The sequence below is a fragment of the Micromonospora sp. NPDC092111 genome (assembly GCF_044755745.1).
GTDB lineage: Bacteria > Actinomycetota > Actinomycetes > Mycobacteriales > Micromonosporaceae > Micromonospora.
Map to the genome: position 1 here is coordinate 422,762 of NZ_JBIVRQ010000002.1, position 25,216 is coordinate 447,977.

24 protein-coding genes are annotated in these 25,216 nt (G+C 73.4%); 7 read left to right on the forward strand and 17 right to left on the reverse strand.

All coding sequences use genetic code 11. From position 1 onward, the window contains the following. Positions 1–22: 22 nt before the first annotated feature. Positions 23–508 (reverse strand): CarD family transcriptional regulator, encoded by a 486-nt coding sequence (locus ACIQG9_RS08005; RefSeq protein WP_007073334.1) that lies wholly within the window; start codon positions 506–508, stop codon positions 23–25. 328 nt (positions 509–836) lie between these two features. On the opposite strand from ACIQG9_RS08005, the gene ACIQG9_RS08010 reads away from it, so the two are divergent. Further along, positions 837–1,568, forward strand: a complete 732-nt coding sequence (locus ACIQG9_RS08010) for a hypothetical protein (protein ID WP_400399154.1) — start codon at positions 837–839, stop codon at positions 1,566–1,568. Positions 1,569–1,586: 18 nt separating this feature from the next. Here the strand turns inward: ACIQG9_RS08010 and ACIQG9_RS08015 are convergent, their stop codons facing one another. The 4 genes from ACIQG9_RS08015 to ACIQG9_RS08030 form a co-directional block, all read right to left on the reverse strand. After that, a complete protein-coding gene (locus ACIQG9_RS08015; protein WP_400399155.1) occupies positions 1,587–2,150 on the reverse strand; it encodes a hypothetical protein in 564 nt (187 codons plus the stop codon). 170 nt (positions 2,151–2,320) lie between these two features. Further along, a complete protein-coding gene (locus ACIQG9_RS08020) occupies positions 2,321–3,394 on the reverse strand; it encodes a type III polyketide synthase (protein WP_400399156.1) in 1,074 nt (357 codons plus the stop codon). 58 nt (positions 3,395–3,452) lie between these two features. Beyond that, positions 3,453–4,619 (reverse strand): acyl-CoA dehydrogenase family protein, encoded by a 1,167-nt coding sequence (locus ACIQG9_RS08025; protein ID WP_400399157.1) that lies wholly within the window; start codon positions 4,617–4,619, stop codon positions 3,453–3,455. Between the two features lie 42 nt (positions 4,620–4,661). Further along, positions 4,662–5,420 (reverse strand): methyltransferase domain-containing protein, encoded by a 759-nt coding sequence (locus ACIQG9_RS08030; protein WP_400399158.1) that lies wholly within the window; start codon positions 5,418–5,420, stop codon positions 4,662–4,664. A gap of 46 nt (positions 5,421–5,466) precedes the next feature. On the opposite strand from ACIQG9_RS08030, the gene ACIQG9_RS08035 reads away from it, so the two are divergent. The 4 genes from ACIQG9_RS08035 (at position 5,467) to disA (ending at position 10,085) form a co-directional block, all read left to right on the forward strand. Next, positions 5,467–6,306 (forward strand): UbiA family prenyltransferase, encoded by an 840-nt coding sequence (locus ACIQG9_RS08035; protein WP_400399159.1) that lies wholly within the window; start codon positions 5,467–5,469, stop codon positions 6,304–6,306. A gap of 141 nt (positions 6,307–6,447) precedes the next feature. Beyond that, positions 6,448–7,209, forward strand: coding sequence for a hypothetical protein (locus tag ACIQG9_RS08040; protein WP_400399160.1), 762 nt, complete (start codon positions 6,448–6,450; stop codon positions 7,207–7,209). A gap of 92 nt (positions 7,210–7,301) precedes the next feature. Then, positions 7,302–8,756 (forward strand): DNA repair protein RadA, encoded by a 1,455-nt coding sequence (radA, locus tag ACIQG9_RS08045; RefSeq protein ID WP_400399161.1) that lies wholly within the window; start codon positions 7,302–7,304, stop codon positions 8,754–8,756. A gap of 141 nt (positions 8,757–8,897) precedes the next feature. Next, entirely contained in the window at positions 8,898–10,085 is a 1,188-nt protein-coding gene (gene disA / locus ACIQG9_RS08050; protein WP_400399162.1) for a DNA integrity scanning diadenylate cyclase DisA, read from the forward strand. A gap of 70 nt (positions 10,086–10,155) precedes the next feature. On the opposite strand, the gene ACIQG9_RS08055 is transcribed toward disA, so the two are convergent. The 3 genes from ACIQG9_RS08055 to ACIQG9_RS08065 form a co-directional block, all read right to left on the reverse strand. Continuing rightward, positions 10,156–10,884 (reverse strand): hypothetical protein, encoded by a 729-nt coding sequence (locus ACIQG9_RS08055; RefSeq protein WP_400399163.1) that lies wholly within the window; start codon positions 10,882–10,884, stop codon positions 10,156–10,158. A gap of 141 nt (positions 10,885–11,025) precedes the next feature. Beyond that, positions 11,026–11,589 carry a peptide deformylase gene (locus ACIQG9_RS08060; protein WP_400399164.1) on the reverse strand — a complete coding sequence of 188 codons (564 nt, stop codon included), beginning with the start codon at positions 11,587–11,589 and terminating at the stop codon, positions 11,026–11,028. Then, positions 11,586–12,098 carry a glycine cleavage system protein R gene (locus ACIQG9_RS08065; RefSeq protein WP_400399165.1) on the reverse strand — a complete coding sequence of 171 codons (513 nt, stop codon included), beginning with the start codon at positions 12,096–12,098 and terminating at the stop codon, positions 11,586–11,588. Before ACIQG9_RS08065 ends, ACIQG9_RS08060 begins: the two co-directional genes overlap by 4 nt. 96 nt (positions 12,099–12,194) lie before the next feature. Between ACIQG9_RS08065 and ACIQG9_RS08070 the strand changes: the two genes are divergently transcribed. Further along, positions 12,195–13,100, forward strand: a complete 906-nt coding sequence (locus ACIQG9_RS08070) for an A/G-specific adenine glycosylase (RefSeq protein ID WP_400399166.1) — start codon at positions 12,195–12,197, stop codon at positions 13,098–13,100. 204 nt (positions 13,101–13,304) lie between these two features. Here ACIQG9_RS08070 and ACIQG9_RS08075 read toward each other — a convergent pair whose 3' ends face one another. The 3 genes from ACIQG9_RS08075 to lysS form a co-directional block, all read right to left on the reverse strand. Continuing rightward, positions 13,305–15,830: an ATP-dependent Clp protease ATP-binding subunit gene (locus ACIQG9_RS08075; RefSeq protein WP_400399167.1), complete on the reverse strand. Its 2,526-nt coding sequence runs from the start codon at positions 15,828–15,830 to the stop codon at positions 13,305–13,307. 638 nt (positions 15,831–16,468) lie between these two features. Continuing rightward, positions 16,469–16,813 carry an Lsr2 family protein gene (locus ACIQG9_RS08080; RefSeq protein ID WP_400399168.1) on the reverse strand — a complete coding sequence of 115 codons (345 nt, stop codon included), beginning with the start codon at positions 16,811–16,813 and terminating at the stop codon, positions 16,469–16,471. 108 nt (positions 16,814–16,921) lie between these two features. Further along, positions 16,922–18,430 (reverse strand): lysine--tRNA ligase, encoded by a 1,509-nt coding sequence (lysS, locus tag ACIQG9_RS08085; protein WP_400399169.1) that lies wholly within the window; start codon positions 18,428–18,430, stop codon positions 16,922–16,924. A gap of 91 nt (positions 18,431–18,521) precedes the next feature. Here lysS and ACIQG9_RS08090 point away from each other — a divergent pair, with 91 nt between their 5' ends. After that, positions 18,522–19,262 (forward strand): class I SAM-dependent methyltransferase, encoded by a 741-nt coding sequence (locus ACIQG9_RS08090; protein WP_400399170.1) that lies wholly within the window; start codon positions 18,522–18,524, stop codon positions 19,260–19,262. 60 nt (positions 19,263–19,322) lie between these two features. Here ACIQG9_RS08090 and ACIQG9_RS08095 read toward each other — a convergent pair whose 3' ends face one another. From ACIQG9_RS08095 to panC, 6 genes are all read right to left on the reverse strand, one after another. After that, positions 19,323–20,081, reverse strand: coding sequence for a type III pantothenate kinase (locus tag ACIQG9_RS08095; protein ID WP_400399171.1), 759 nt, complete (start codon positions 20,079–20,081; stop codon positions 19,323–19,325). Between the two features lie 32 nt (positions 20,082–20,113). Further along, on the reverse strand, positions 20,114–21,010 hold the full coding sequence (gene nadC / locus ACIQG9_RS08100; protein WP_400399172.1) for a carboxylating nicotinate-nucleotide diphosphorylase: 897 nt from the start codon (positions 21,008–21,010) through the stop codon (positions 20,114–20,116). A gap of 100 nt (positions 21,011–21,110) precedes the next feature. Beyond that, the gene (locus tag ACIQG9_RS08105; RefSeq protein WP_400399173.1) at positions 21,111–22,808 is read right to left on the reverse strand and encodes an L-aspartate oxidase; all 1,698 of its coding nucleotides are present in this window, start codon (positions 22,806–22,808) and stop codon (positions 21,111–21,113) included. 73 nt (positions 22,809–22,881) lie between these two features. Further along, positions 22,882–23,778 carry a septum formation family protein gene (locus tag ACIQG9_RS08110; RefSeq protein ID WP_400399174.1) on the reverse strand — a complete coding sequence of 299 codons (897 nt, stop codon included), beginning with the start codon at positions 23,776–23,778 and terminating at the stop codon, positions 22,882–22,884. Between the two features lie 85 nt (positions 23,779–23,863). Then, positions 23,864–24,289 (reverse strand): aspartate 1-decarboxylase, encoded by a 426-nt coding sequence (gene panD, locus ACIQG9_RS08115; RefSeq protein WP_400399298.1) that lies wholly within the window; start codon positions 24,287–24,289, stop codon positions 23,864–23,866. A 28-nt stretch (positions 24,290–24,317) separates the two neighbouring features. Continuing rightward, positions 24,318–25,163, reverse strand: a complete 846-nt coding sequence (gene panC / locus ACIQG9_RS08120) for a pantoate--beta-alanine ligase (RefSeq protein ID WP_400399175.1) — start codon at positions 25,161–25,163, stop codon at positions 24,318–24,320. Between the last annotated feature and the right edge of the window lie 53 nt (positions 25,164–25,216).

Here is a 25,216-nt window from a genome sequence, read left to right on the forward strand (position 1 = left end):
TGGGTACGACGATGCGGTGGGATCAGGCCTCGGTAAGCACCTTGTCGAGCAGCGTCTCCGCCTCGTCCTTGGTGCTCTTCTCGGCCAGCGCGACCTCGCCGACGAGAATGTCGCGGGCCTTGGCGAGCATGCGCTTCTCGCCTGCGGACAGACCCCGCTCCCGCTCCCGGCGCCACAGGTCGCGGACGACCTCGGCGACCTTCAGCGGGTTACCGGAGGCCAGCTTCTCCAGATTCGCCTTGTAACGCCGCGACCAGTTGGTCGGCTCCTCGGTGTGCGGTGCACGGAGCACGTCGAAGACCTTGCCCAGGCCCTCTTCGCCGACCACCTCGCGCACACCCACGATCTCGGCGTTCTCGGCGGGCACCCGGACCGTCAGGTCACCCTGCGCGACCCGCAGGACGAGGTACTGCTTAGGCTCGCCCTTGATGACCCGAGTCTCGATTGCCTCGATGAGTGCGGCCCCGTGGTGGGGGTAAACAACGGTCTCGCCGACACTGAAAACCATAGGTTCGAAACCCCTTTCGCTGTGTCTAGGGTAACACGCTCAGACACCGATGTCCCACCGCTGTCCTGACCGTTGGCGCAGCTCAGGGGCCCTGTGAGAGGTCTTTCTTCAGCTTGACAGGCGGTCAAACCGATGATTTGCACACGCTCCGTGAGCAACGGATGACAACCCGGTACGGGTGATCGGAGCGTGGATTTCTCGGGCTACGCACTCCTCCCATGGTAGCCCGGTCGCGCCCGGCCCGCCCAGGTCTAGCGGGAGGAGGGCCGGTGCGGGACGCTGGAGGGGTACCGCACACCGCTCGCCGCACCGCTTACCGGGGGGTCCGATGGGCATGCCTGACGCAGAGGGACACGGCCCGCCCGACGGACTGCCCGACCTGCCACCGGAGTGGGGTCGGGTGGTCGTACCGGAGGACCCGTCCGCGCTGGCCGAGGAGGCCGCACAGGTCCGCCGGGAACTGCGCCGCCGGACGTCGGCCGCCCGGTGGCGTCGCCGGCTCGGGCTCACCCCCCACGCCGACGGCCGGCCGGCCCTCGGGCTGCCCCTGCTGGTGCTCCTGCTGGCGGTGCTGACCACCACCGCCGGCCTGATCACCGTCACCTGGCCCCGGTCACCGCGCGGCGGCGAACGGCCCACCGTGCTGCCGCTCCCGTCCACGCCGGTCCCGCTGGTCGGGCGGTCACTGCCCGCGCTGGACCTGGTCGACGCCGAGCAGACGCCGGTGCCGCTGCGCGGCCTGCTGCCCGCGATGATCATCCTGGTGGACGGCTGTGCCTGCGCCGAGCAGGTGGCCGCCGCAGCCGGCGCGGCACCCGCCGGCGTCCGGGTGGTCAGCGTCGCCGGCGGGCGGGAGGTGACCCCCGCGCCGGCCGTCGGCAGCCCGGTACGCGCCCTCGCCGACCCCACCGGCGAGCTGCGCGCCGCACTGCACCTGCCCGCCCAGCCCGGCGCCGCCCCGGCACTGCTGGTTGACCGGGACGGCACGGTGGTCCGGGTCCTGCCCGAACTGGGTGCCCCCGCCGACTACCGGGACGACCTGGTCCGGCTCGCCGGCTGACCGGCCGGCCGACGCCGATCAGGGTAGGGCGACGACCTGCGCCTCCAACTCGACCGGTCCCGACTGCACCGCCGAGAACTCCAACCGGGTCCGCCCGTCCGCGCCGGTCGGGTCCAGCACCACCAGTTCGCCGTCGCAGTCCGACTGCCGGTGTTCCGTCCGGCGGTCGTGAAGGATCGAGATGAGCAGCGCCCCGCCGCCGGAGCAGCGGTACTGGAGCAGGTGTCGCGCGCCGTCGGCCGGCGACTCCCGGCGGACCGGTGGCCGGCCCGGGACCAGGGTCATCCGCTCCCGCCACATGGTGTCGGTGAACGACGGCAACCCGACGTCCGGGTCACCGGCCGGCCCGGAGAGCGCGGTCGATCCCACGACCCGCCCGGTACGGACGTCGATGACGACCCGCCGCGCCGCGTCCTGCGGGGTCGACCGGGCAGGCGACGCCGTCGGGGCGGCCCGGGCCGCGCCACCGGTCGCCGGGGCGTTCGCCCACCACCACCAGCCGCCCCCGGCCAGGACGAGCAGGACCGCCCCGGCCAGCACCACGCCGCGCAGCCGGTCACCCGTCCCGCCCTCGACCCCCACCCGGCGAGCGTAGCCAGAAGGGGCTGGCGGGGCTCGGTGCAGCGCCGACACCAACCGCCCTGACCAGGGCATCCGCCCCGACCGGTCCGAACCCGATGGCGGGTCGGGTGACCCTCGGTGGCGGGTCAGCGCGGCGTCCACCCCGGACGGGCGGGTCGGCGGGACGGCGGTCAGGGATGCCGTTCGAGGAGGGCGGCGTAGAGGGTGAGGCCGGGACCGAAGGCGAGCAGCACCACCCACCGGGGCGGTACGGCCGCCCGGAGCAGTCGGTCCAGGATCAGCAGCACCGTCGGCGACGAACAGTTGCCGTGCGCGTCGAGGACCGCCCGGGAGGCGGCCAGCCCGTCGGCCGGCAGGGCCAGCTCCCGCTCCACCACGTTGAGAATGCGCGGCCCGCCCGGGTGCACCGCCCAGCCGTCCACCTCGGCGATCGTGGTGCCGTGCCGGGCCAGCAGGTCGTCGACCAGCGCCCGGACGTGCGCCGACAGCACCTGCGGCACCTTCGGCGACAGGCCCATCCGGAAGCCGGTGTCGGTGACGTCCCAGGTCATGTGGTCGGCGGTGGAGGTGTCGGTGACCGAGGCGACCTCGCGCAGCGCGTACCCCCCGGTGCCGGTGGGGGCCGGACCCGCCGGTGCCGGGACCAGCACGGCGGCCACCGCGGCGTCGGAGAAGAGCGCGTGCGAGACGATCTGCTGGGTGTCCACCCTGGCCGTCGCCGGCTGGATGTGCAGGCTGGTCAGCTCGGCGCAGAGCAGCAGCGCCGGGCGGCCCCGCGCGGTCACGAAGTCGCCCGCCGCGCCCAGCCCGGGCAGCGCGGCGTAACAGCCCATGTGGCCGACGAACATCCGCTGGGTGCGCGGTGCCATGCCCAGGTCCCGGGCGAGGAGGATGTCCAGCCCCGGCGTGGCGTACCCGGTGCAGGAACAGACCACGAAGAGACCCACCTCGCCGGCGTCGACCCCGGCGGCGGTCAGCGCCCGGCCCACCGCCTCCTTGCCCAGCGGCAGGGCCTCCACCTGGTAGCGGCGCATCCGCCGCTCGGTCGGCCAGTCGGAGACGTCCTCCAGCAGCGGGTTGACCGCGGCCTGCCGGTGGGACACCCCGGAGTTGGCGAAGATCCGCTCGGCCAGCGCCCGGGTGGTGCCGGAGAAATGCTTCGCGAAGAAACCCGTCCAGAGTTCGTCCTGGGCGGCACCGGGCGGCTGTGCCGTACCCAGCCCCGCGATCAACGGCACAGCCATCGGTCCCACCTCTCGTCCGGCACTGCCCGTCCGGTGGTCGTCACGACCCCCGTCACCCTCACCAACGAGGGGCCGATCCGTCGCGGTCCGGGTCGCCGCCGAGCACCGCCACGCCGAGCCAGTCCGCGCAGACGTCCGAGGTGGCCGGGTGCAGCGAGCCACAGCGGGCGTCCCGGTAGAGCCGTTCCAGCGGGTGGCCCCGTCGGGTCGCCGAGGTGCCCGCCGCCTCCAGCATGGACGCCGCCACGTCCGCCGCCGTGGTGCCGGCGAGCAGCTTGGCCCGCCACACCCAGCGGTTGGTCTCGGCGTCCCCGGGGGCGTCGTCGACCCGGCGGGCCGCCTCGGCCACCGCCAACTCCGCCGCCGCCACCGCCGCGTCCGCCCGGCCGAGCCGGGCCCGGACCGCCGGCAGGCCGCCGAGGTCCCGGGCATTCAGGTGCGCGGCGGCGGCCTCCACCGCCGCCCGGGCCACCCCCACGTAGACGGCCGCGTAGCTGGCCACCAGCCAGTGCGGCATGAGCTGGGCGACCACCAGGGCCAGCCCCTCCACCCCACCGAGCAGCCGGTCCGCCGGGACGGTGACGTCCAGGTGCAGGTCGTGCGAGGAGGTGGCCCGCATGCCCAGCGAGTCCCAGGTCGGTTCGACGGTCAGCCCCTCCCCCGCCGGGACCAGGAACTGGGAGACCACCGACGGGTCGGCGGCGCTGCGGGCGGCCACCAGGTAGCCGTCGGCGTGCCCCGCGCCGGAGCAGAACGTCTTGCTGCCCTTGATCCGCCACCCGCCGTCGGCCGGCTCGTAGACGGTGCTGAGCCGGGACAGCCGGGCCCCGGCGCCGCGCTCGCTCATCGCCACCGCGTACCAGGAGCCCTCGGCCGCCGCCCGGAGCAGCCGGTCCCGGGCGGCCAGCGCCTCGTCCGGTACGCCCAGCGCCTCGGCCAACTCCTCGGTGACCGCGCCGAGCGCGCCGGTCACCGAGGCGTGCATGTTGAACACCAGCGCGGTCGCGCCGTTGCCCCGGGCCAGCTCGGTGGCGACCGCCGCGTACCCGGCGAAGGAGGCGCCCGCGCCACCCAGCCCGGCCGGCACCAGCAGCCCGAGGAGCCCGGATTCCCGCAGGTCGGCGAAGTCGTCCGCCGGGAACGAACCGTCCCGGTCGTGCCCCGCCGCCCGCGCGGCGAACCTCGGCGCCAATCGGCGGGCCGCCGCCAGCGTGTCCACAGTCATACAGGCCCCCTCCTGGGTGTCCCTTTACCCGGCCCGGTACGGCTACCCGTGTCGGACCCCACGTCCCTGGTAGAGCACGGCGGTCGACCAGGTCGGCCTGATCCGGGGCTCCCGGCCGGCCGGCCGCCGGCCGGCGCCGCCGACGGTGCGGCGGGCCAGCCAGGTGAGCGTCCCCCACAGCTCCGGACGGATGCCCCGGACCCGCAGCGCCACGCCGTACCGGGCGCACTCGACGACCAACTCCCGGGCGTCCACGAACAACCGTGGATCGTGGATGCCCCGGGGCACGGTGGGCAGCCGCTCGCCGACCTCCACGGCGACCAGCCGGGCCAGCGCGGTGTCGTTGAGGGTGTCCACCACCAGCAGGCCGCCGGGGCGTAGCAGCCGGCACGCCTCGGCGACCACGCGCCGCCAGTCGGGCACGTGCTCCAGCAGCTCACCGGCCGCCACCACGTCGGCGCAGCCGTCGGTGAGCGGCACCGCGGTGGCGTCACCGGCGACCACGGTCACCCCGTGCGTCGCGGCCTGCTCCAGGGCGGACCGGGTGAGGTCCACCCCGACGTGCCGGTAGCCCTTGCCGGCCAGGTGCGGCGCCATCAGCCCGGCGCCGCAGCCCAGGTCGACCAGGACCGCGCCGGGCCGGGCGGCCGGCGGCACCAGCGCCGCCCGGGCGCGGGCCAGCCAGTGCAGCATCGCGAACGCGCCGTCCGGCCGCCACCACTCACCGGCCAGATCGTCGTACTGGCGGGGATCGTTGGGTGGCAGTATCCGAACGCGGGTGGACACCGGACCGTCACGCATGGCACCGAGCGTGGCACGACTGCCCGGTAACGACCAGACTTCCCTTATGTCGAAGACGGTGTTAGGGCTGGTCAGGGCGAGTCATCCGGAACCGGCCCTGGCGGTCACCGTGGTGGCCGGGCTGCTCGCCGTCGGGGTCGGGCACCGTCCGTCCGGGACGGTCGCCGTGGTGCTCACCGTGCTGGCCAGCCAGCTCGCCGTGGGCTGGGCCAACGACGCGTTGGACGCCGGGCGGGACGCCACGGTGGGGCGTACCGACAAGCCGGTCGCCGCCGGGGCGGTGCCCCGCGTGACGGTGGCCGTCGCCGCCGTGGTGGCCGCGACCGCCACCCCGCTGCTGGCGCTGGCCACCAACCCGGTCGCGGCGCTCTGCGCCACCGTCGGCCTGGTGTCGGCGCTGCTCTACGACTGGCCGCTGAAGTCCACCCCGGTCTCGGTGCTGCCGTACGCGGTCTCCTTCGGGTCGCTGCCCGCCTTCGTGGTGTTCGCCCTGCCGGGCACGCCGTCGCCGCCGGCCTGGCTGGTCGCCGCCGCGGCCTGCCTGGGCGCCGGCGCGCACTTCGCCAACGTGCTGCCCGACCTGGCCGACGACGCCCGGACCGGGGTACGCGGGCTGCCGCACCGGCTCGGCTCCGCCGGGAGCCGGCTGGCCGCCGCCGGGCTGCTCCTCGCCGCCACCGTCGTCCTGGTTCTCGGGCCACCCGGGCCGCCGTCGTGGGTCGGGCTGTCGGCCGTCGTGGCGGCCGTCGTGGTGCCGGCCGTCGGCTGGTACGCCGGACGCGCCACCACTCGTGACGGTGGCCGGCCGGTGGCCGCCTTCCGGGCGGTGATGGTGGTGGCGCTGATCGATGTGCTGCTGCTGGTGGCGAACGGTCGGGTGAGCTGACCGGCACCCAGCCGGGTGGCACCACCGGGTCCGCGTGCGGCCCTCGATCAGCTCCAACTACCCTGGAGCGCGGTCTGCGCGGGTATGACCACCCCGCGCCCGGGGTACGGCCGGGTGGGGATCGTGACGAGGAGGACCGACGTGACGCGCTCGATCAGGGGTTCCCGGCGGGCGGCCCTGCTGCTGTCCGGCATGGCGGCGGCGACCGCCCTGCTGGCGACGGGATGCGGGGCGGGCCAGGTGTCCGAGACCGCCAACAAGCAGCCGTCGGTCCAGGGCGTGAACGTCCAGACGCCGGACAGCGCCTACAAGGTGCGTGGCCTCTACGTCGAGTACCCGGGCACCACCGGCTTCGCGGCCGGCGGGACCGCCGCGATCAACACGGTGATCTACAACGACACCAAGAGCCCGGTGACCGTGACCGTCACCACGGACAGCGCCCGCGAGATCGTGCTCACCGGCACCGCCGGCTCGGCGAGCCCGTCGGCCAGCGCGTCCCCGTCGGAGAGCGCGTCCCCGTCGGAGAGCGCGTCCCCGTCGGAGAGCGCGTCCCCGTCGGAGAGCGCGTCCCCGTCGGAGAGCGCGTCGGAGAGCGCGTCGCCGTCCGCCTCGGCGAGCCCGTCCACGCCGGCCGGCGAGCCGGCCCGGATCGAGATCCCGGCCTTCGGCTACGTCCAGCTCAACGTGCAGAACGGCCAGCACCTCCAGCTCGTCGGGCTGAACGAGGCGCTGCGCAGCGGCCAGCAGGTCGGCCTGACCTTCGACTTCGGCAACGGGCGGACCATCACCACGCCGGTCCCGATCGGCGTCCCGCTGACCCCGCTCGCCCCGCCCTCCCCGATCGTGCACCGCGAGGGTGGCGAGGAGAGCGACCAGGAGGGCAGCTCCGGCCACGGCGGCTGACCCGACCGGAAACGAACTGCCGACGACACCGCCGGCGTGGTGACCACCACGCCGGCGGTGTTTTCGTCGTGGGTGGGGGTTAGCGTCCTGGGGTGACCACCTCCCGATCGACCCCGGCCCGGGGTGCCGCGTCCGGCGCGTCCCGGGGCCGGGCCGCCCGCGAGCCCCGCCCCGCCTACGAGTGCGACGCCTGCGGCCACCAGCCGCCCAAGTGGGTGGGGCGCTGCCCGGAGTGCGGCGAGTGGGGTTCGGTGATCGAGTGCACGGTCACCGGCCCGGTCGTCTCCGGCCGGGTGGTCAGCTCCCGGCTGCCGGCCGAGCCGGCCCGGCCGATCGCCACCATCAGCGCCGCCCCGGCCCGGGCCCGCCCCACCGGGGTCAGCGAGCTCGACCGGGTCCTCGGCGGCGGCCTGGTCCCCGGCGCGGTGGTGCTGCTCGCCGGCGAGCCGGGGGTGGGCAAGTCCACCCTGCTGCTCGACGTGGCCCAGCAGTGGGCGGCCACCGCCGGCAGCCCCTCGCTGGTGGTCAGCGGCGAGGAGTCGGTCAGCCAGGTCCGGCTGCGCGCCGAGCGGATGGGCGCCCTGCACGACCAGCTCTGGCTGGCCGCTGAGAGCGACCTGAGCGCGGTGCTGGGCCACCTCGACGCGGTCAAGCCGGGGCTGCTGGTGCTCGACTCGGTGCAGACCATCTCCACCACCGGCACCGAGGGGGTGCAGGGCGGGGTGACCCAGGTCCGGGCGGTCACCGCCGCCCTGGTCTCCGTCGCCAAGGAGCGCGGCATCGCGACCGTGCTGGTCGGCCACGTCACCAAGGACGGCCAGGTCGCCGGCCCCCGGGTGCTGGAGCATCTGGTCGACGTGGTGCTGCACTTCGAGGGCGACAAGCACTCCTCACTGCGGATGGTGCGGGGCGTCAAGAACCGGTTCGGCGCGGCCGACGAGGTCGGCTGCTTCGAGATGCACGAGGGGGGCATCAGCAGCCTCGCCGACCCGTCCGGGCTCTTCCTGACCCGCTACTCGGAGCCGGTGCCGGGCACCTGCGTGACGGTGGCGATGGAGGGCCGGCGGGCGCTGCTGACCGAGGTGCAGGCGCTGATCGGGGCCACCGTGGCCGGCTCCCCCCGGCGTACCGTCTCGGGGCTGGACGGGGCCCGGCTGGCCATGGTGCTGGCGGTGCTCCAGCGGCGTACCGAGCGGATGACCCTGCACGACCGGGAGGTCTTCGCGGCCACCGTCGGCGGGATCCGGGTGGTCGAGCCGGCCGCCGACCTCGCGGTCGCCCTGGCGGTCGCCTCCGGCGGGCTCAACCTGGCCATCGCGCCGCACCTGGTGGCGATCGGCGAGGTCGGGCTGACCGGCGAGGTACGCCGGGTCGGCGCGGTGCCCCGGCGGCTGGCCGAGGCGGCCCGGCTCGGCTTCCGGGTGGCCCTCGTGCCGCCCGGTTGCGGCCCCGGCAGCACCGGCGTCACCCCCGAGAACATGCGGGTGACCGAGGTCACGGACGTGCGGTCGGCGCTCCAGGCCGTCGCCCGCGCATCAGCGGAGTGACCGACGGTGGCGACGGGCGCGGGACGGAAGGGCTATACCGGGCAACACCCTCAGGTCCGACGACTGGGAAGAATCCGACGCTGTGACACATCACAGTAACCACGAGAGCACCCACCGCAGGGCAGTCCGTAGACTGTGCGCGTGCCGATCGACCGCGATACCACCAAGCCTGCCGGCGCGACGCCCCACGCCCGCACCGGCGCCGTGGGCTCGCCCGCCCGTCCGATCAGCGTGACCGTCACCGGGGGAGCCGGCAGCGGCAGCGCCGGTGATCCGCTGCGGGCCAATCTCGCCCTGATGGCACCCGGCACCGCGCTCCGGGACGGGCTCGAACGGATCCTGCGCGGCCGTACCGGCGCCCTGATCGTCCTCGGCTACGACAAGGTCGTCGACCAGATCTGCACCGGCGGCTTCCCGATGGACGTCGAGTTCTCCGCCACCCGGGTCCGCGAGCTGTGCAAGATGGACGGCGCGGTGGTGCTGTCCAGCGACGGCACCCGGATCGTCCAGGCCGGGGTGCACCTGATGCCCGACCCGTCGATCCCCACCGAGGAGTCCGGCACCCGGCACCGCACCGCGGAGCGGGTGGCCCGGCAGACCGGCTACCCGGTCATCTCGGTCAGCCAGTCGATGCGGATCATCAGCCTCTACGTCAACGGCCAGCGCCACGTGCTGGACGACTCGGCGGCGATCCTCTCCCGGGCCAACCAGGCCCTGGCCACCCTGGAGCGCTACAAGCTCCGGCTGGACGAGGTCTCCGGCACCCTCTCCGCGCTGGAGATCGAGGACCTGGTCACCGTACGGGACGCGGTCGCGGTGGTGCAGCGGCTGGAGATGGTCCGCCGGATCGCCGACGAGATCGCCGGGTACGTGGTCGAGTTGGGCACCGACGGCCGGCTGCTCGCCCTCCAACTCGACGAGCTGATGGCCGGGGTCGACGCCGACCGCACCCTGGTCATCCGGGACTACCTCCCCGTCGGCCGCAAGCCACGGACGCTGGACGAGGCGTTGGTCGAGCTGGACCTGCTCGGCGCGACCGAGCTGATCGACCTGGTCGCGGTCGCCAAGGCGATCGGCTATCCGGCCGCCTCCGACGCGCTCGACGCCGCGGTCAGCCCGCGCGGGTTCCGGCTGCTGGCCAAGGTGCCCCGGCTGCCGGTGGCGATCGTCGACCGGCTGGTGGTGCACTTCGGCAGCCTCCAGCGGCTGCTCGGCGCCACCGTGGAGGATCTGCAAGCCGTCGAGGGAGTCGGCGACGCGCGGGCGCGGGGCGTCCGGGAGGGGCTGTCCCGGCTGGCCGAGGCGTCCATCCTGGAACGCTACGTCTGACCCCGGCGGTGAGCCGACGCTCCGTCTGACCCCCGGCGGGCGGCCGACGCGCCGCCCGAACCGGGCCGGGTCAGCCGGTGATGACCAGCTTCACCGGCTCGCTCAGCTTGGTGCCCACCCGGGCGAGGACCTGGTAGTTGCCCGCCGCCGGATTGGGGCCGGACGCCACGCCCTGGCTGCACCGGGTGGTGTCCATTCCGTTCCAGGTGAGCTGGTAGGAACGCTCGAACCCGGGGGTGAAGGACTGCACGTCCGAGCCCTTGCCGGTACCGCAGGTGTCCGACGACCAGACCTTCTCCGCGCCGGACTTGATGAACAGCTCCTGGAGGTCGGCCCCGACGTCCCGGCTACAGGTCCGCTGGGACTTGTTCCTGATCTTCAGGCTCAGGTCGACCGGCGCGCCCCGACGCACCTCGGCGGGGAGCGCCACCGCGGTCACCGTGATCTCGCTGTTGGTGCAGGTGCCGTCGTCCACCCCGGCCGGGTTGGCCGGGGCGGCGGGCGGGCTGGCCGACGGGGTGCTGGTCGTATCCGGGTCGGTGACCGACCCGTCCGACGTGTCCGGGGCGTCGGACGCGGCCGTCGATGCCGTGGACCCGGGTGTCGGCGACACGGCGGTCGCCGAGGCGTCGACGGCCGGGGCCGACTGCGACGAACCGGCACCGGGTGTGGTGCTGGTGCCGCCCGACCGGGTGCACGAGTAGAGCAGGACAATCAGGAAGAGAAGCCCCGCTCCGAGTACGACGGCGCGACGCCGCCAGTACACGGCGGATGGCAGGGGACCGACCGTCAGACGCATGATGCCCCCACCGTAGCGGCGCGGCACACGGGGACCGGTCGCGACGCGCCGGAGCCGGTCCGCCAGGCCCGAATCGACCCTCCACTCACGACGGTCCTCCGGTGCTCGACACGATCGCGGTGACCGGCCCGGCGCAGCGCGTCACAGGTAGACCTTGCGCTGGTACACCGCGTGCGCGCCGGCGACCCGGTCGAGAAAGAGCAGGCCCGCGCAGTGGTCGACCTCGTGTTGCAGGGCACGGGCCTCGAAGCCGTCGGTGACCAGCCGGACCGGCGCGCCGCTGCCGGGCAGTACCCCGTCGACCACCAGCCGGCTGGCCCGCTTCACGTCACCGGTCAGGTCGGGCACCGACATGCAGCCCTCCCGACCCGGCTTCCACCGGCTCGCCTCCACCACCCGGGCGTTGCAGAGCACGAAGGTGCCGTGCACCGTCACCGCCTTCGGGTGCCCGGTCACGTCCACCACGAACACCTGCGCGCCCACCCCGATTTGTGGCGCGGCGAGGCCCACGCAGCCGGGCGACACCCGCATCGTGGCCACCAGGTCGGCGGCGAGGCGGACGGTCTCGTCGGCGGTCGGGTCCACCTCCGGCCCGGGCCGGCTCAGCACCGGATCGGGGGCGCAGACCACCCGGCGTACCTCCCCCGGCACGCCGAGCGTCTCCGGTGTCCAGCCGCCGAGGCCGGCGTACCCCTGCTCGCTCACAGCAGATCCGGGTCGACGGCTCGCAGGGAGACCTCGACGCCGAGGCCGGCGGCGGCCCGGGAGAGCCGACCGGTCAGCTCGTCGGCGCTGCCCGGCGGCAGGTCCACCTCGGCCACCACCACGTAGAGCGAGCCGGCGAGCCGGGTACTGAGGTCGGTCACGTTGCCGCCGACGTCGGCGAGCACCCGGGTCATCGCCGCCACGATGCCCATCCGGTCCGCGCCGTGCACCGCCATCACGTACGGCTCACCCGCCGGCGCCGCCGCACCGTCCGGGGTGACCGCGCGTACGGTCGCCAGTAGCTGGCCGTCGGCGGACAGCGGCGCGAGGGCGGCCTCGACCTCCCCGGCGGCCGGCCCGACACAGACCAGCGTCATCGCGAAGTGGCCGCGCAGCCGGGTCATGGTGGAGTCGGTGAGGTTCGCGCCGAGCCGGGCGAGCACCTCGGCGACGTCGGCCACGATGCCGGGCCGGTCCCGACCGATGACGGTGATCGCGAGCTCGTTCATCCGGGCATTCTGCCCGATCCGCCCCGCGTCCCGGCGTCGCCCCGCCCGGTCCGCCCAATCTGCGGGAAGGCGGCACGTGACATCATCGTCGACGCGATGACTGAACCGAACTTCGCCACCCGGGTCACCCGGTGGTACGAGCAGAACGCCCGCGACCTGCCCTGGCGGGTACCCGGCGTCGGGGCGTGGCCGATCCTGGTCAGCGAGGTCATGCTCCAGCAGACCCCGGTGGTACGCGTCCTGCCCGCCTGGCACGCCTGGCTGACCCGCTGGCCCGACCCCGCCGCCCTCGCCGCCGACACCCCGGCCGAGGCGATCCGGATGTGGGGCCGGCTCGGCTACCCCCGCCGGGCGGTACGGCTGCGCGACTGCGCGGTGGCGATCGTGGAACGGCACGGCGGCGAGGTGCCGGACCAGTTGGACCGGTTGCTGGCGCTGCCCGGGATCGGGACGTACACCGCTCGGGCGGTCGCCGCGTTCGCGTACGGGCAGCGGCACCCGGTGGTCGACACGAACGTCCGGCGGGTCGTCTCCCGGGCGATCGCCGGAGAGCCGGACGCCGGCCCGGCCACCAAGCCGTCCGACCTGGTGGCCTGCGAGGAGCTGCTGCCGATCGAGCCGGCCGCCGCCGCGCTGGCCAGTGCGGCGTTCATGGAACTCGGCGCGGTGGTCTGCACGGCCCGCTCGCCGCGCTGCACGGACTGCCCGGTGGCGACGGTCTGCGCCTGGCGGGCCTCCGGCCAGGAGCCGCCGACCGGCCCGACCCGCCGGCCCCAGCGGTACGCCGGCACCGACCGCCAGGTACGCGGGCTGCTGCTCGGGGTGCTGCGGGAGACCACCGGCCCGGTGCCGCACCAGCGACTCGACCAGGTGTGGCACGACGACGTACAGCGGGCCCGGGCGCTCGCCGGGCTGGTCAAGGACGGCCTGGTCGAGCCGGTCGGCGCGGCGTCGTTCCGCCTGGCCGGCGACGCCCCCGCCACCCAACCCCTCCCCGGCTGACCCGCCCGCCCCGCCCGCCCCGCCAGATCCTCGCCACACTGGATCCCCACCAGCACGGCGATGTGGCGGGGTCCGCACCACGCGGATACCACCACGTCCCCGAAAGGCCATTCAGCCCGCCTGGCCGCCGCCTGCGGCGGGTCACGGAAAGGGCGACGGCCCGGTGGCTCGCGCCACCGGGCCGTCGCCCGCGTGCTGTCGGTCCTACTCGCCTGCGGTGGCAGCGCCGCCCAGGTCGGCCGGGACGGCGTCCGGCACCTCGGCCGGACGGTCCGAGCCACGGAAGACCAGCTTGGACTTGTCGATGTCCTCGGGGTCGCCGTCGCAGTCCACCACCACGATCTGACCCGGGGTCAGCTCGTTGAACAGGATCCGCTCGGAGAGGTTGTCCTCGATGTCACGCTGGATCGTCCGACGCAACGGCCGCGCGCCCAGCACCGGGTCGAAGCCCTTCTTCGCCAGGTACTTCTTGGCGTTGTCGGTCAGCTCCAGGCCCATGTCCTTGTTGCGGAGCTGGCCCTCGATCCGCTGGATCATGATGTCCACGATCGACAGGATCTCGCCCTGGCGTAGCTGGTGGAAGACGATGGTGTCGTCGATCCGGTTGAGGAACTCGGGCCGGAAGTGCTGCTTCAGCTCGTCGTTGACCTTCTGCTTCATCCGGTCGTAGTTGGACTCGGAGTCCTCCGACGCCTGGAAGCCCAGCGACACCGCCTTGGCGACGTCACGGGTGCCCAGGTTGGTGGTCAGGATGATGACCGTGTTCTTGAAGTCCACGATCCGGCCCTGGCCGTCGGTGAGCCGACCGTCCTCCAGGATCTGGAGCAGGGTGTTGAACACGTCCGGGTGGGCCTTCTCGATCTCGTCGAAGAGGACCACCGAGAACGGCCGACGCCGCACCTTCTCGGTGAGCTGCCCGCCCTCGTCGTAGCCGACGTAGCCGGGAGGGGCACCGACGAGCCGGGACACGGTGTACCGGTCGTGGAACTCGGACATGTCAAGCTGGATCAGCGCGTCCTCGGAGCCGAAGAGGAACTCGGCCAGCGCCTTGGACAGCTCGGTCTTACCGACACCGGACGGGCCGGCGAAGATGAACGAGCCGGACGGGCGCTTCGGGTCCTTCAGGCCGGCCCGGGTACGCCGGATCGCCTTCGAGACCGCCTTGACCGCGTCCTCCTGGCCGATGACGCGCTTGTGCAGCTCGTCCTCCATGCGCAGCAGGCGCGAGGTCTCCTCCTCGGTCAGCTTGTAGACCGGGATGCCCGTCCAGTTGCCGAGGACCTCGGCGATCTGCTCGTCGTCGACCTCGCTGACGACGTCCAGGTCACCGGCCTTCCACTCCTTCTCCCGCTGCGCCTTCTGGCCGAGGAGCTGCTTCTCCTTGTCGCGGAGCTGGGCGGCGCGCTCGAAGTCCTGCGCGTCGATCGCGGACTCCTTGTCCCGACGCACCTGGGCGATGCGCTCGTCGAAGTCGCGCAGGTCTGGCGGCGCGGTCATCCGGCGGATGCGCATCCGGGCACCGGCCTCGTCGATCAGGTCGATCGCCTTGTCCGGCAGGAAGCGGTCGGAGATGTACCTGTCGGCCAGGGTCGCGGCTGCCACCAGGGCGGCGTCGGTGATGCTCACCCGGTGGTGCGCCTCGTAGCGGTCCCGCAGGCCCTTGAGGATCTCGATGGTGTGGGCCAGCGACGGCTCACCCACCTGGATCGGCTGGAAGCGGCGCTCCAGCGCGGCGTCCTTCTCCAGGTGCTTGCGGTACTCGTCGAGCGTGGTCGCGCCGATGGTCTGCAGCTCACCACGGGCCAGCATCGGCTTGAGAATGCTCGCCGCGTCGATCGCGCCCTCGGCGGCGCCCGCACCCACCAGGGTGTGGATCTCGTCGATGAACAGGATGATGTCGCCCCGGGTGCGGATCTCCTTGAGCACCTTCTTCAGGCGCTCCTCGAAGTCACCGCGGTAACGCGAACCGGCCACCAGGGCACCGAGGTCGAGGGTGTAGAGCTGCTTGTCCTTCAGCGTCTCGGGCACCTCGCCCTTGATGATCTTCTGGGACAGGCCCTCCACCACGGCGGTCTTGCCGACGCCGGGCTCACCGATCAGGACCGGGTTGTTCTTGGTGCGGCGGGACAGCACCTGCATGACCCGCTCGATCTCCTTCTCGCGCCCGATCACCGGGTCGAGCTTGCCCTCGCGGGCGGCCTGGGTGAGGTTGCGGCCGAACTGGTCCAGCACGAGGCTGGTCGACGGCGCGGCCTCGCCCGGGGCGGTGCCGGCGGCGGCCGGCTCCTTGCCCTGGTAGCCGGAGAGGAGCTGGATCACCTGCTGGCGGACCCGGTTGAGGTCGGCGCCGAGCTTCACCAGCACCTGGGCGGCGACGCCCTCGCCCTCGCGGATCAGCCCGAGCAGGATGTGCTCGGTGCCGATGTAGTTGTGGCCGAGCTGCAGCGCCTCGCGCAGCGACAGCTCCAGCACCTTCTTGGCCCGGGGCGTGAACGGGATGTGCCCGCTCGGCGCCTGCTGGCCCTGGCCGATGATCTCCTCGACCTGCTGGCGGACGCCCTCAAGGGAGATGCCGAGGCTCTCCAGGGCCTTCGCCGCGACGCCCTCACCCTCGTGGATCAGGCCCAGCAGGATGTGCTCCGTACCGATGTAGTTGTGGTTGAGCATCCGGGCCTCTTCTTGGGCCAGGACGACAACCCGTCGCGCTCGGTCGGTGAACCGCTCGAACATGCCCTCGTGCTCCTCACGTGCCGTGCGCCTTGATGTAGAGAATCTTGGCGGGGCCGGTGCGCGGACGTCCGGGACGGGCGTCCGTGCCTCCTTACTCTATCGCCGCTGACCGACTCCGCTGAGGTCGTGTCTCCCCGCGATGAGCCGTTCAGCCGCCGTTTTGACCAACCATCCGCGCTCAGGAGGTGTTCCGGCACCCCGGCCTGTACGCGCAGAGCGAAATTCACCCGGGGTGCGGACCACCCTCCGGCGGCTCCGTGGGCCGTCCACAGGCTGTGGACGAAGTCTCCACCGGCTGTGGACAACGCCCTCGGGGGCGGGAAACTTCCCCGCACCGAGCCCGCACGCAGAGCCGCTGCCCGCCACCGAGGCGGAGCCCCGCACCGGAGGCCGGGCAGACCGAGCCGGGCCGGACAGACCGAGCCGAGCCGAGCCGGACAGACCGAGCCGGGCCGAACAGACCAGGCGAGGTCGCAGAGACCAGGCAGCATCCAGCAGATCAGACAGGTCCATGCGGACCGGACAGAGCCGGACATACCGGGCGGGGCCGGCAGTCGGGCAGCGGCGGACGGGGCCGGACACGGCGACGCCGGCCCGGAGTGGCACTCCGGTCCGGCGTCGGTTCGCCGCTGAACGGCTCAGCGGGTCGCGTGGTACTCGTCGACGATCTCCTGCGGGATCCGGCCCCGGTCGGAGATGTCCTTGCCGTTCTTCTTGGCCCAGGCCCGGATCGCCTTGTTCTGCTCGCGGTCGGCGGTGGCGCCACCCCGACCCCGGGCGGCCCGGCCACCCACCACCACGCCGCCCCGGCCGACCCGGGTGCCCGCCGCCACGTACGGCGCGAAAACGTCGCGCAATTTGTCGGCGTTGGAGTTCGACAGGTCGATCTCGTACTGAACGCCGTCGAGGGCAAACTTGACGGTCTCGTCAGCGTCCCCGCCGTCCAGGTCATCGACCAGCTTGTGAATGATCTGCTTGGCCACGTCCCACATTCCTTTCGAGCAGGGTGCTCCTGCAATAGGAGCACGATAACCCGTCCGACGCTTGCCGCGTCAATAGGATGCGCTAAACGACCCGGCGAAGTCGGCCCGTTACTCGGGGCGGACCAACGGGAAGAGGATCGTTTCCCGAATTCCCAGGCCGGTCAGCGCCATCAAGAGCCGGTCGATTCCCATTCCCATACCGCCGGCCGGTGGCATTCCGTACTCCATCGCCCGCAGAAAGTCCTCGTCCAGCCGCATGGCCTCGTCGTCGCCCCGGGCGGCGAGCTGCGCCTGGGCGACCAGCCGCTCCCGCTGCACCACCGGGTCCACCAGCTCGGAGTACGCGGTGCCCAGTTCGAATCCGAGCACGTAGAGGTCCCACTTCTCGGCCAGTCCCGGCTCGCTGCGGTGGGCCCGGGTCAGCGGGCTGGTCTCCTCCGGGTAGTCACGCACGAAGGTGGGCGCCTGGAGGCCCGGCACGACCAGTTCCTCGAACAACTCCTCGGCCAGCTTGCCCGCGCTCCACTTCGGGTCGACCGCGAGACCCACCTTGTCGGCGTACTCCACCAGGCGGGACCGGTCGGTGCGGACGGTGACCTCCTCGCCGAGGGCCTCGGAAAGCACCCCGAAGAGGGTCACCGAGCGCCACTCGCCACCCAGGTCGAACTCCTGGCCGTCGGCGTGGGTCACCACCGTCGAGCCGCTGACCGCGACCGCCGCCCGCTGCACGAGATTACGGGTCAACTCGGCCATGGTGTCGTAGTCGCCGTACGCCTGGTACGCCTCCAGCATCGCGAACTCCGGCGAGTGCGACGAGTCGACTCCCTCATTGCGGAAGTTGCGGTTGATCTCGAAGACCCGGTCCACGCCGCCGACCACCGCGCGCTTGAGAAACAGTTCCGGCGCGATTCGCAGATACAGATCAGTGCTGAGCGCATTGCTGTGGGTCACGAATGGCCGCGCCGCCGCGCCGCCGTGCAGCAACTGGAGCATCGGCGTCTCGACCTCGATGAATCCCTCACCGTGCAGCGAGTCACGCAGGCTGCGCACCGCCGACGCCCGGGTCCGGACCATCTGCCGGGCCTGCGGACGGACGATCAGGTCCACGTAGCGTTGCCGGACCCGGGCCTCCTCGCTGAGCGGCTTGTGCGCCACCGGCAGCGGACGCAGCGCCTTGGCGGTGACCGCCCACTCGTCGGCCAGCACCGACAGCTCGCCCCGGCGGCTGGTGATCACCTCGCCGGTCACCCCGACGTGATCGCCCAGGTCGACCAGGCGCTTCCAGTCGTCCAGCCGCTCCGCGCCGACCCGGTCCAGTGAGAGCATCGCCTGGAGTTCGGTGCCGTCGCCGTCCCGCAGCGTGGCGAAGCAGAGCTTGCCGGTGTTCCGTACGAAGATCACCCGGCCGGTGACCGACACCCGGTCCCCGGTCGCGGTGTCGGTGGGCAGTTCGGCGTACGTCGCGCGGATCTCGGCCAGGGTGCTGGTCCGGGAGAAACCGACGGGGTACGGCTCGACGCCCTCGGCGAGCATCCGGTCCCGCTTCTCCCGGCGGACCTTCATCTGCTCGGGAAGGTCGTCGGCGGGGTCCACTGGCACGGCGTTCTGCTCGGTCACGGCACGCTTCCTCGGAAAGGAGTTATCGGGCGGGGTCAGGCCCGAGCGTACTCAAGCCCTCGGGAGGTCGTTACGGGATAACCTGCCCGCCATGACCGACCCCACTCACGCCCTGTCGTTCGGGGCCGCCGCCGCCGGGTACGACCGGCACCGACCGCGCTATCCCGAGCCGGCGGTGCGCTGGGCCCTCGACGGGGTCGACCCGGCCGCCCGGGTGGTCGACCTGGGTGCCGGGACCGGCATCCTCACCCGTGGGGCACGCGCCCTCGGGTACGAGGTGATCCCGGTGGAGCCCGACCCGGGGATGCGGGCCCAGCTCGACGCGGCCACGCCGGGGGTCACCGCGCTGGCCGGCAGCGCCGAGGCGATGCCGGTGCCGGACGGGAGCGCCGACGCCGTCCTGGCCGGCCAGGCGTACCACTGGTTCGACCCGGACCGGGCCCACGCCGAGATCGCCCGCGTGCTCCGGTCGGGTGGGACGTTCGCCCCGATCTGGAACGTCCGGGACGACGATGCCGACTGGGTCGCCGAGCTGGGCCGGATCGCCCACCTCGGGGACAACACCGGCGACCTGACCGAGAAGGTGACCGACTTCGGACCGGCCTTCGGTGCGGTCGAGCTGGGCCGGTTCGCCCATCGGACGGCCGTCACCCCGGACCAGGTCGTCGGGATGATCCACACCCGGTCGTACTGGCTGACCGCGCCGTCCGAGGAGCGGCAGCGGGTCGACCGGGACATGCGGGAACTCTTCGCCACCCACCCGGACCTGACCGGACGGGACACCGTCGAGCTGGCGTACCAGACCCTGGTGTTCCGGGCCCGACGGCGCTGAGCCACCGGGTCCGGCCCGGCCGCCACCGACCCGGTCGGCCGACCGGGTCCGACGCCGGGGTCAGGTGTTGCGCTCGTAGACCATCCGCAGCCCGATCAGCGTGATCATCGGCTCGTGGTGGGTGATGGTCCGGCACTCGCCGATCACCACCGAGGCCAGCCCGCCGGTGGCGATCACGGCCTTGACCTCGCCCAACTCCTCGGTCATCCGCTCGACGATCCGGTCGACCTGCCCGGCGAAACCGAAGTAGAGCCCGGACTGGAGACACTCCACGGTGTTCTTGCCGATCACCGAGCGGGGCTTGTTCGCCTCCACCTTGCGGAGTTGGGCGGCCCGGGCCGCGAGCGCGTCGAAGGAGATCTCGATGCCCGGGGCGAACGCCCCGCCGAGGAACTCGCCCCGACCGCTGATCACGTCGAAGTTGGTGGTGGTGCCGAAGTCCACCACGATCGACGGCCCACCGTAGAGGGTGTACGCCGCGAGCGTGTTGACCACCCGGTCGGCGCCGACCTCCTTCGGGTTGTCGATCGCCAACTGGACGCCGGTGCGCACCCCCGGCTCGACGATCACACTCGGCAGGTCGGCGTAGTAGCGGGCCAGCATGGTGCGCAGCGACCGCAACGCCGCCGGCACCGTCGAGCAGGCGGCCACCCCGGTGATCTCCACGGCGTCACCGGCCAGCAGCCCGCGGAACATCAGACCCAGCTCGTCCGCCGTCGAACGGGCGTCGGTCTTGATCCGCCACGAGTGCACCAGCTTGTCGCCGTCGAAGGTCGCCAGCACGGTGTTGGTGTTTCCGATGTCGATGCAGAGCAGCACGCACGCAGCCTAGACGCCGGCCCGCCCCGGGCTCACTCCTCCCGCAGGTCCAGCGCGATGTCCAGGATCGGTGACGAGTGGGTCAACGCGCCCACCGAGAGGAAGTCCACCCCGGTCGCCCCGTACTCGGCGGCCACCTCCAGGGTCAGCCCGCCGGTCGCCTCCAGCTCCGCCCGGTCGCCGACCGCCGCGACCACCTCGCGCAGGGTCGCCGGGGACATGTTGTCCAGCAGCAGGAAGTCCGCGCCGGCCTCGACCGCCTCCACCGCCTCGGCCAGGGTGTCCACCTCGACCTGCACCGGCACCTCCGGGAAGGCCCGCCGGACCCGGCCGAAGGCCGCCGCGACCCCGCCGGCAGCCAGCTTGTGGTTGTCCTTGATCATGGCGACGTCGTACAGGCCCATCCGCTTGTTGGTGCCGCCGCCGGCCCGGACCGCGTACTTCTCCAGCGCCCGCAGTCCGGGCGTGGTCTTGCGGGTGTCCAGCACCATCGCCTTCGTACCGGCCAGCGCGTCCGCCCAGGCCCGGGTGTGGGTGGCCACCCCGGACAGCCGGGAGAGCAGGTTGAGCGCTGTCCGCTCGGCGGTGAGCAGCAGCCGGGTCGGGCCGGTCACCGTGGCCAGCACGGCACCCCGGGCCACCCGCGCGCCGTCGTGCGCCACCACCGACACCTCGACCGTACGGTCCGCCCCGGTCACCTCACCGACCAGCTCGAACACCGCCGCCGCCACGGCCAGCCCGGCCACCACGCCGTCGGCCCGGGCCACCAGGTCGGCGGTGTCGGTCTGCGTGTCCGGGATGGTGGCGACGCTGGTGACGTCGAGGAAGTCCGGCCCCAGGTCCTCGACGAGCGCGTCGACGATCACCCGCCGCACCTGCTCGGGGTCCAGTCCACCGGCCGTCAGCGCCTGCCGTGTCGACTCGCTCACCGCAACTCCCTCCGCTCCCGCCTGCCCGGCTCGCCCGCTCCTCGCGCTCACCACAAGCCCTCCGTTCCCGCCTGCGTGGCCGGCCCGATCGACCCACTCATCAGGCCGACGCCTCCCACCGCTCGGTCAACCGGCCCCGCGCCCCGACCGCCGCGACGAGATGGCCCCGCCAGCGCTCGTCGGCCGTCGGGAAGTCCTCCCGCCAGTGGCAACCCCGGGTCTCCCGGCGGGCGTACCCGGCGGCGACCAGGGTCGCCGCCACGGTGATCAGGTTCGTCGCCTCCCAGTCCGCGGTGCGCGGCCGGCCCCGGCCCTGCCCCAGCTCGCCCAGCGTGGCGGCCGTGGCGGTCAGGGTCGCCGCCGAGCGGAGCACGCCCGCGCCCCGGGTCATCGCCCGTTGCAGGGCCGGCGTCCCGTCGGCGGGCAGTACCCAGCCCGCGCCACCCACCCACGCCCCGGTCTCCGCCGGCTTGGCCTGCTCGGGCAGCCCGGCGGCGATGTCCTCGGCGATCCGGCGGGAGAAGACCAGCCCCTCCAGCAGCGAGTTGCTGGCCAGCCGGTTCGCACCGTGCACGCCGGTGCAGGCGACCTCGCCGCAGGCGTACAGGCCGGGGATGGAGGTCCGGCCGCGCAGGTCGGTGCGGACGCCGCCGGAGGCGTAGTGGGCGGCCGGGGCGACCGGGATCAGGTCGGTCGCCGGGTCCACCCCGATGGCCAGGCAGGACGCCACGATGGTCGGGAAGCGCCCGGCCAGGAAGTCCCCGCCGAGGTGCCGGGCGTCGAGGTACACGTGGTCGGCGCCGGTGGCCAGCAGCACCCGGTGGATGCCCTTGGCGACCACGTCCCGGGGGGCCAGCTCGGCCAGCTCGTGCTGGCCGACCATGAACCGCTTGCCGTCCGCGTCGACCAGGTGGGCGCCCTCGCCGCGCAGCGCCTCCGAGACCAGCGGCTGCTGGGCCAGGCCGGCTCCGGGCACCCGGACGTGCTCCGGCACGATCAGCGCGGTCGGGTGGAACTGCACGAACTCGACGTCGGTGACCGCCGCACCGGCCCGCATCGCCAGCGCCACCCCGTCGCCGGTGGAGACCGCCGGGTTGGTGGTGGCCGAGAAGACCTGCCCCATCCCGCCGGTGGCCAGCACCACCGCCCGGGCCAGGATCGCGCCGACGCCGTCCTCGCTGCCCTCGCCGAGCACGTGCAGGGTGATGCCGCAGGCCGGACCGGGCGAGTCCGGGCCGTCGCCGGGAGCGCGCAACAGGTCCAGCACCAGGGCGTGCTCGACCAGCCGGATCCACGGGTCGCGGCGGACCGCCGCGTGCAGCGCCCGCTGCACCTCCGCGCCGGTGGCGTCCCCACCGGCGTGCACGATCCGGTCGGCCCGGTGGCCGCCCTCCCGGGTGAGCATCAGCGAGCCGTCCGGGTTGCGGTCGAACTCCGCGCCGATCCGCATCAACTCCCGCAGCCGGGTCGGGCCCTCCTCCACCAGCACCCGCACGGCCGCCGGGTCGCAGAGGCCGACGCCGGCGACCTCGGTGTCGTGGGCGTGCGCGGCCGGGGTGTCCGCCGGGTCGAGCACGGCGGCGATGCCGCCCTGTGCCCAGCGGGTCGAGCCCTCGTCGATGTTGACCTTGGTGACCACGGTGACGTGCAGGCCGGCCTCGCGCAGGTGCAGCGCGGCGGTGAGCCCGGCGACCCCGGAACCGACCACGATCACGTCGGTGGTCTCCACCCAACCGGGCGCGGGAGCGGCCAGCAGTCTGGGCAGGGCCGGCAGGTCGACGGTCGGCGGAAGTTCCATGCCCACAGTCAACCCGAACGACCCTCACCCCGGGCGGCGGGGGCGCGACGAGTGGTATCGGCTACCTCGTCCGCTACCGCGTCCGCACCGGCAGGGCGGCCGGGCCGGCCCCCTTCAGCGAGGCGGTCACCGTCCGGTCGCTGAGCCACAGGTAGCAGCGAACCCCCCGGTCACCGACCCGCCAGCGGCCCGGACCGGGCGGGCGGACCACCACACCGCTGCGGAACCGCAGGTCGGCGTCGTCCGGCACCCCGACGTAACGGCCGAGGAGCGTACGGCAGCCGGCGTACAGCGACAGCCAGTCGACGTCCTTCGTCGGGTACGGCCGGTCCGGCGCCTTCCACACACCCACGAACTCCGCCTCGTGGGCGGTGCCGCACTCCACCGGCAGCAGCACCTGCACCCCGGCCCCCCGGCCCGTCTTCGCCCGCTGGCAGCCCAACCGCAACGGCGACGGGCCCTTCAGCGCATCGCGCAGGCTGCCCGTCCGGGTGACCACGGTGGCCGCCGCCTCGACCGTGTTCAGCTCGCTGAGGTCGCAGCGGTACCAGCGGGCACCGGCCGCCCAGCCGGGGCCGGTGGGCACCGCCACGGCCAGCCGCAGCCGGCCGGCCCGCCAGTCGTCGCCCACGTACCCGGTGGCCCTGGTGTCGCACTCGGCGAACGCGCCGCGCAGCTCCGGCGAGCCGACGCCGGGCACGCCGGCCCGCTCGCCCGGGAAGACGCCCACGTGCGCCGTCTCCACCCGGTGCGGCACCGCGCAGTCCACCGGCTCGTACGCCGCCAGGGACACGGTGTCGGTGAAGTCACCCACCTGGCACACCCCCGCGCCGGGTGTGAACGGCCCGGCCGCCGGCAGGGCGGCCCACTCGTCGGTGAGGTCCCCGTCGAGGCCGCCCGTCGTACCGCAGCCGGCCAGGACGGCCCCCGCAGCCAACGCGGCGACCAGGATCGTCATCGCACGGCGCATCGCGGCCTCCCCCAGCCGACCGTCAATCCGACGGTCAGTCCAGGGTAACCAAAAATGACCTTCCGGTGACAGACCGGAATTCCGGTCAGCCGACCACCGCGAGCGGGCTCGGGACCGGGTCACCGGCCGTGCCGGGGGCCACCGCGGCGGGGTCGACGCCCAGCTCAACAACCCTGTTGCCGGCGTCCACGTGGACCACCCGGGGCCGGTACGTCCGGGCCTCGGCGTCGTCCATCTGACCGTACGAAATCAGGATGACCAGATCGCCGGGGTGCACCAGGTGCGCCGCCGCGCCGTTGATCCCGATCACGCCGCTGCCCCGCTCGCCCGGGATCACGTACGTCTCCAGCCGGGCCCCGTTGGTCACGTCCACGATCGCCACCTGCTCGCCGGGGAGCAGGTCGGCGGCGTCGAGCAGATCCTGGTCCACGGTGACCGAGCCGACGTAGTGCAGGTCGGCCTGGGTCACCGTGGCCCGGTGGATCTTCGACTTGAGCATGGTCCGGAACATCGGATGCCTCTCCACAGGTGGTGGGTGGTCAGGACAGGGGGGCGAGTCGGAGCGCCACGTTGTCGATCAGCCGGGTGCCGCCCACCCAGGCCGCGACCAGCAGCCGGGCCGGACCCGCGACCGGCCCCGGCTCCAGGTCCGGGTCGGTGAGCGCCAGGTAGTCCAACCGCGCCCCGGGCACCTCGCCGAACACTCGGTGCGCGGCGGCCAGCACGTCGCCGGCGTCGTCCCCGCGCCCGGCGGCGTCGACGCCGGCCCGCAGCGCCGCCGACAGGCTCAGCGCGACCCGCCGCTCGTCCGCCGACAGGTAACGGTTGCGGCTGGACAGGGCCAGACCGTCCGGCTCGCGCACCGTCGGCACGCCGACCACCTCGACCGGCACGTCCAGGTCCCGGGCCATCCGGCGGACCAGGGTGAGCTGCTGGTAGTCCTTCTCACCGAAGAAGGTGAGATCCGGCCGGGTGAGCTGGAGCAGCTTCAGCACCACGGTCAGCACCCCGTGGAAGAAGCCGGGCCGGCTCTGCCCCTCCAACTCCTCGCCGAGCTGCCCGGGGTTGACCCGCACCGTCGGCTGCCCGTCCGGGTACATGTCGGCCACCGAGGGGGCGAACACCACGGCCGCACCGGCCCGGCGGCACACCTCCAGGTCGGTGTCGAGGGTGCGCGGGTAGCGGTCGAAGTCCTCGTTCGGGCCGAACTGCAACGGGTTCACGAAGATCGTCACGATGACGTGCTCGGCCCGCTCCCGGGCCGCCCGGATCAGCGTCTCGTGGCCGGTGTGCAGCGCACCCATGGTCATCACCACGCCGACCGTGCCGGTGAGCCCGTCCCGGGCCTTCGCCAGCTCCGCCCGCGTGTGCACCAACTCGGTCATCGCTCCACCTCGGTTCGCGCCCACCGGGCTCGCACGATCGACTCGCTCCGCAC

Excerpts from the sequence above, each read along its gene's own strand:
- ACIQG9_RS08055 (WP_400399163.1), bottom strand. The coding sequence starts at position 10,884 with ATGCGTCTGACGGTCGGTCCCCTGCCATCCGCCGTGTACTGGCGGCGT.
- ACIQG9_RS08070 (WP_400399166.1), top strand. The coding sequence starts at position 12,195 with ATGACTGAACCGAACTTCGCCACCCGGGTCACCCGGTGGTACGAGCAG.
- ACIQG9_RS08005 (WP_007073334.1), bottom strand. The coding sequence starts at position 508 with ATGGTTTTCAGTGTCGGCGAGACCGTTGTTTACCCCCACCACGGGGCC.
- ACIQG9_RS08025 (WP_400399157.1), bottom strand. The coding sequence starts at position 4,619 with ATGACTGTGGACACGCTGGCGGCGGCCCGCCGATTGGCGCCGAGGTTC.
- ACIQG9_RS08110 (WP_400399174.1), bottom strand. The coding sequence starts at position 23,778 with ATGCGCCGTGCGATGACGATCCTGGTCGCCGCGTTGGCTGCGGGGGCC.
- ACIQG9_RS08105 (WP_400399173.1), bottom strand. The coding sequence starts at position 22,808 with ATGGAACTTCCGCCGACCGTCGACCTGCCGGCCCTGCCCAGACTGCTG.
- panD (WP_400399298.1), bottom strand. The coding sequence starts at position 24,289 with ATGTTCCGGACCATGCTCAAGTCGAAGATCCACCGGGCCACGGTGACC.
- panC (WP_400399175.1), bottom strand. The coding sequence starts at position 25,163 with ATGACCGAGTTGGTGCACACGCGGGCGGAGCTGGCGAAGGCCCGGGAC.
- ACIQG9_RS08090 (WP_400399170.1), top strand. The coding sequence starts at position 18,522 with ATGACCGACCCCACTCACGCCCTGTCGTTCGGGGCCGCCGCCGCCGGG.
- ACIQG9_RS08065 (WP_400399165.1), bottom strand. The coding sequence starts at position 12,098 with ATGAACGAGCTCGCGATCACCGTCATCGGTCGGGACCGGCCCGGCATC.
- ACIQG9_RS08020 (WP_400399156.1), bottom strand. The coding sequence starts at position 3,394 with ATGGCTGTGCCGTTGATCGCGGGGCTGGGTACGGCACAGCCGCCCGGT.
- ACIQG9_RS08075 (WP_400399167.1), bottom strand. The coding sequence starts at position 15,830 with ATGTTCGAGCGGTTCACCGACCGAGCGCGACGGGTTGTCGTCCTGGCC.
- ACIQG9_RS08010 (WP_400399154.1), top strand. The coding sequence starts at position 837 with ATGGGCATGCCTGACGCAGAGGGACACGGCCCGCCCGACGGACTGCCC.
- ACIQG9_RS08035 (WP_400399159.1), top strand. The coding sequence starts at position 5,467 with ATGTCGAAGACGGTGTTAGGGCTGGTCAGGGCGAGTCATCCGGAACCG.
- ACIQG9_RS08030 (WP_400399158.1), bottom strand. The coding sequence starts at position 5,420 with ATGCGTGACGGTCCGGTGTCCACCCGCGTTCGGATACTGCCACCCAAC.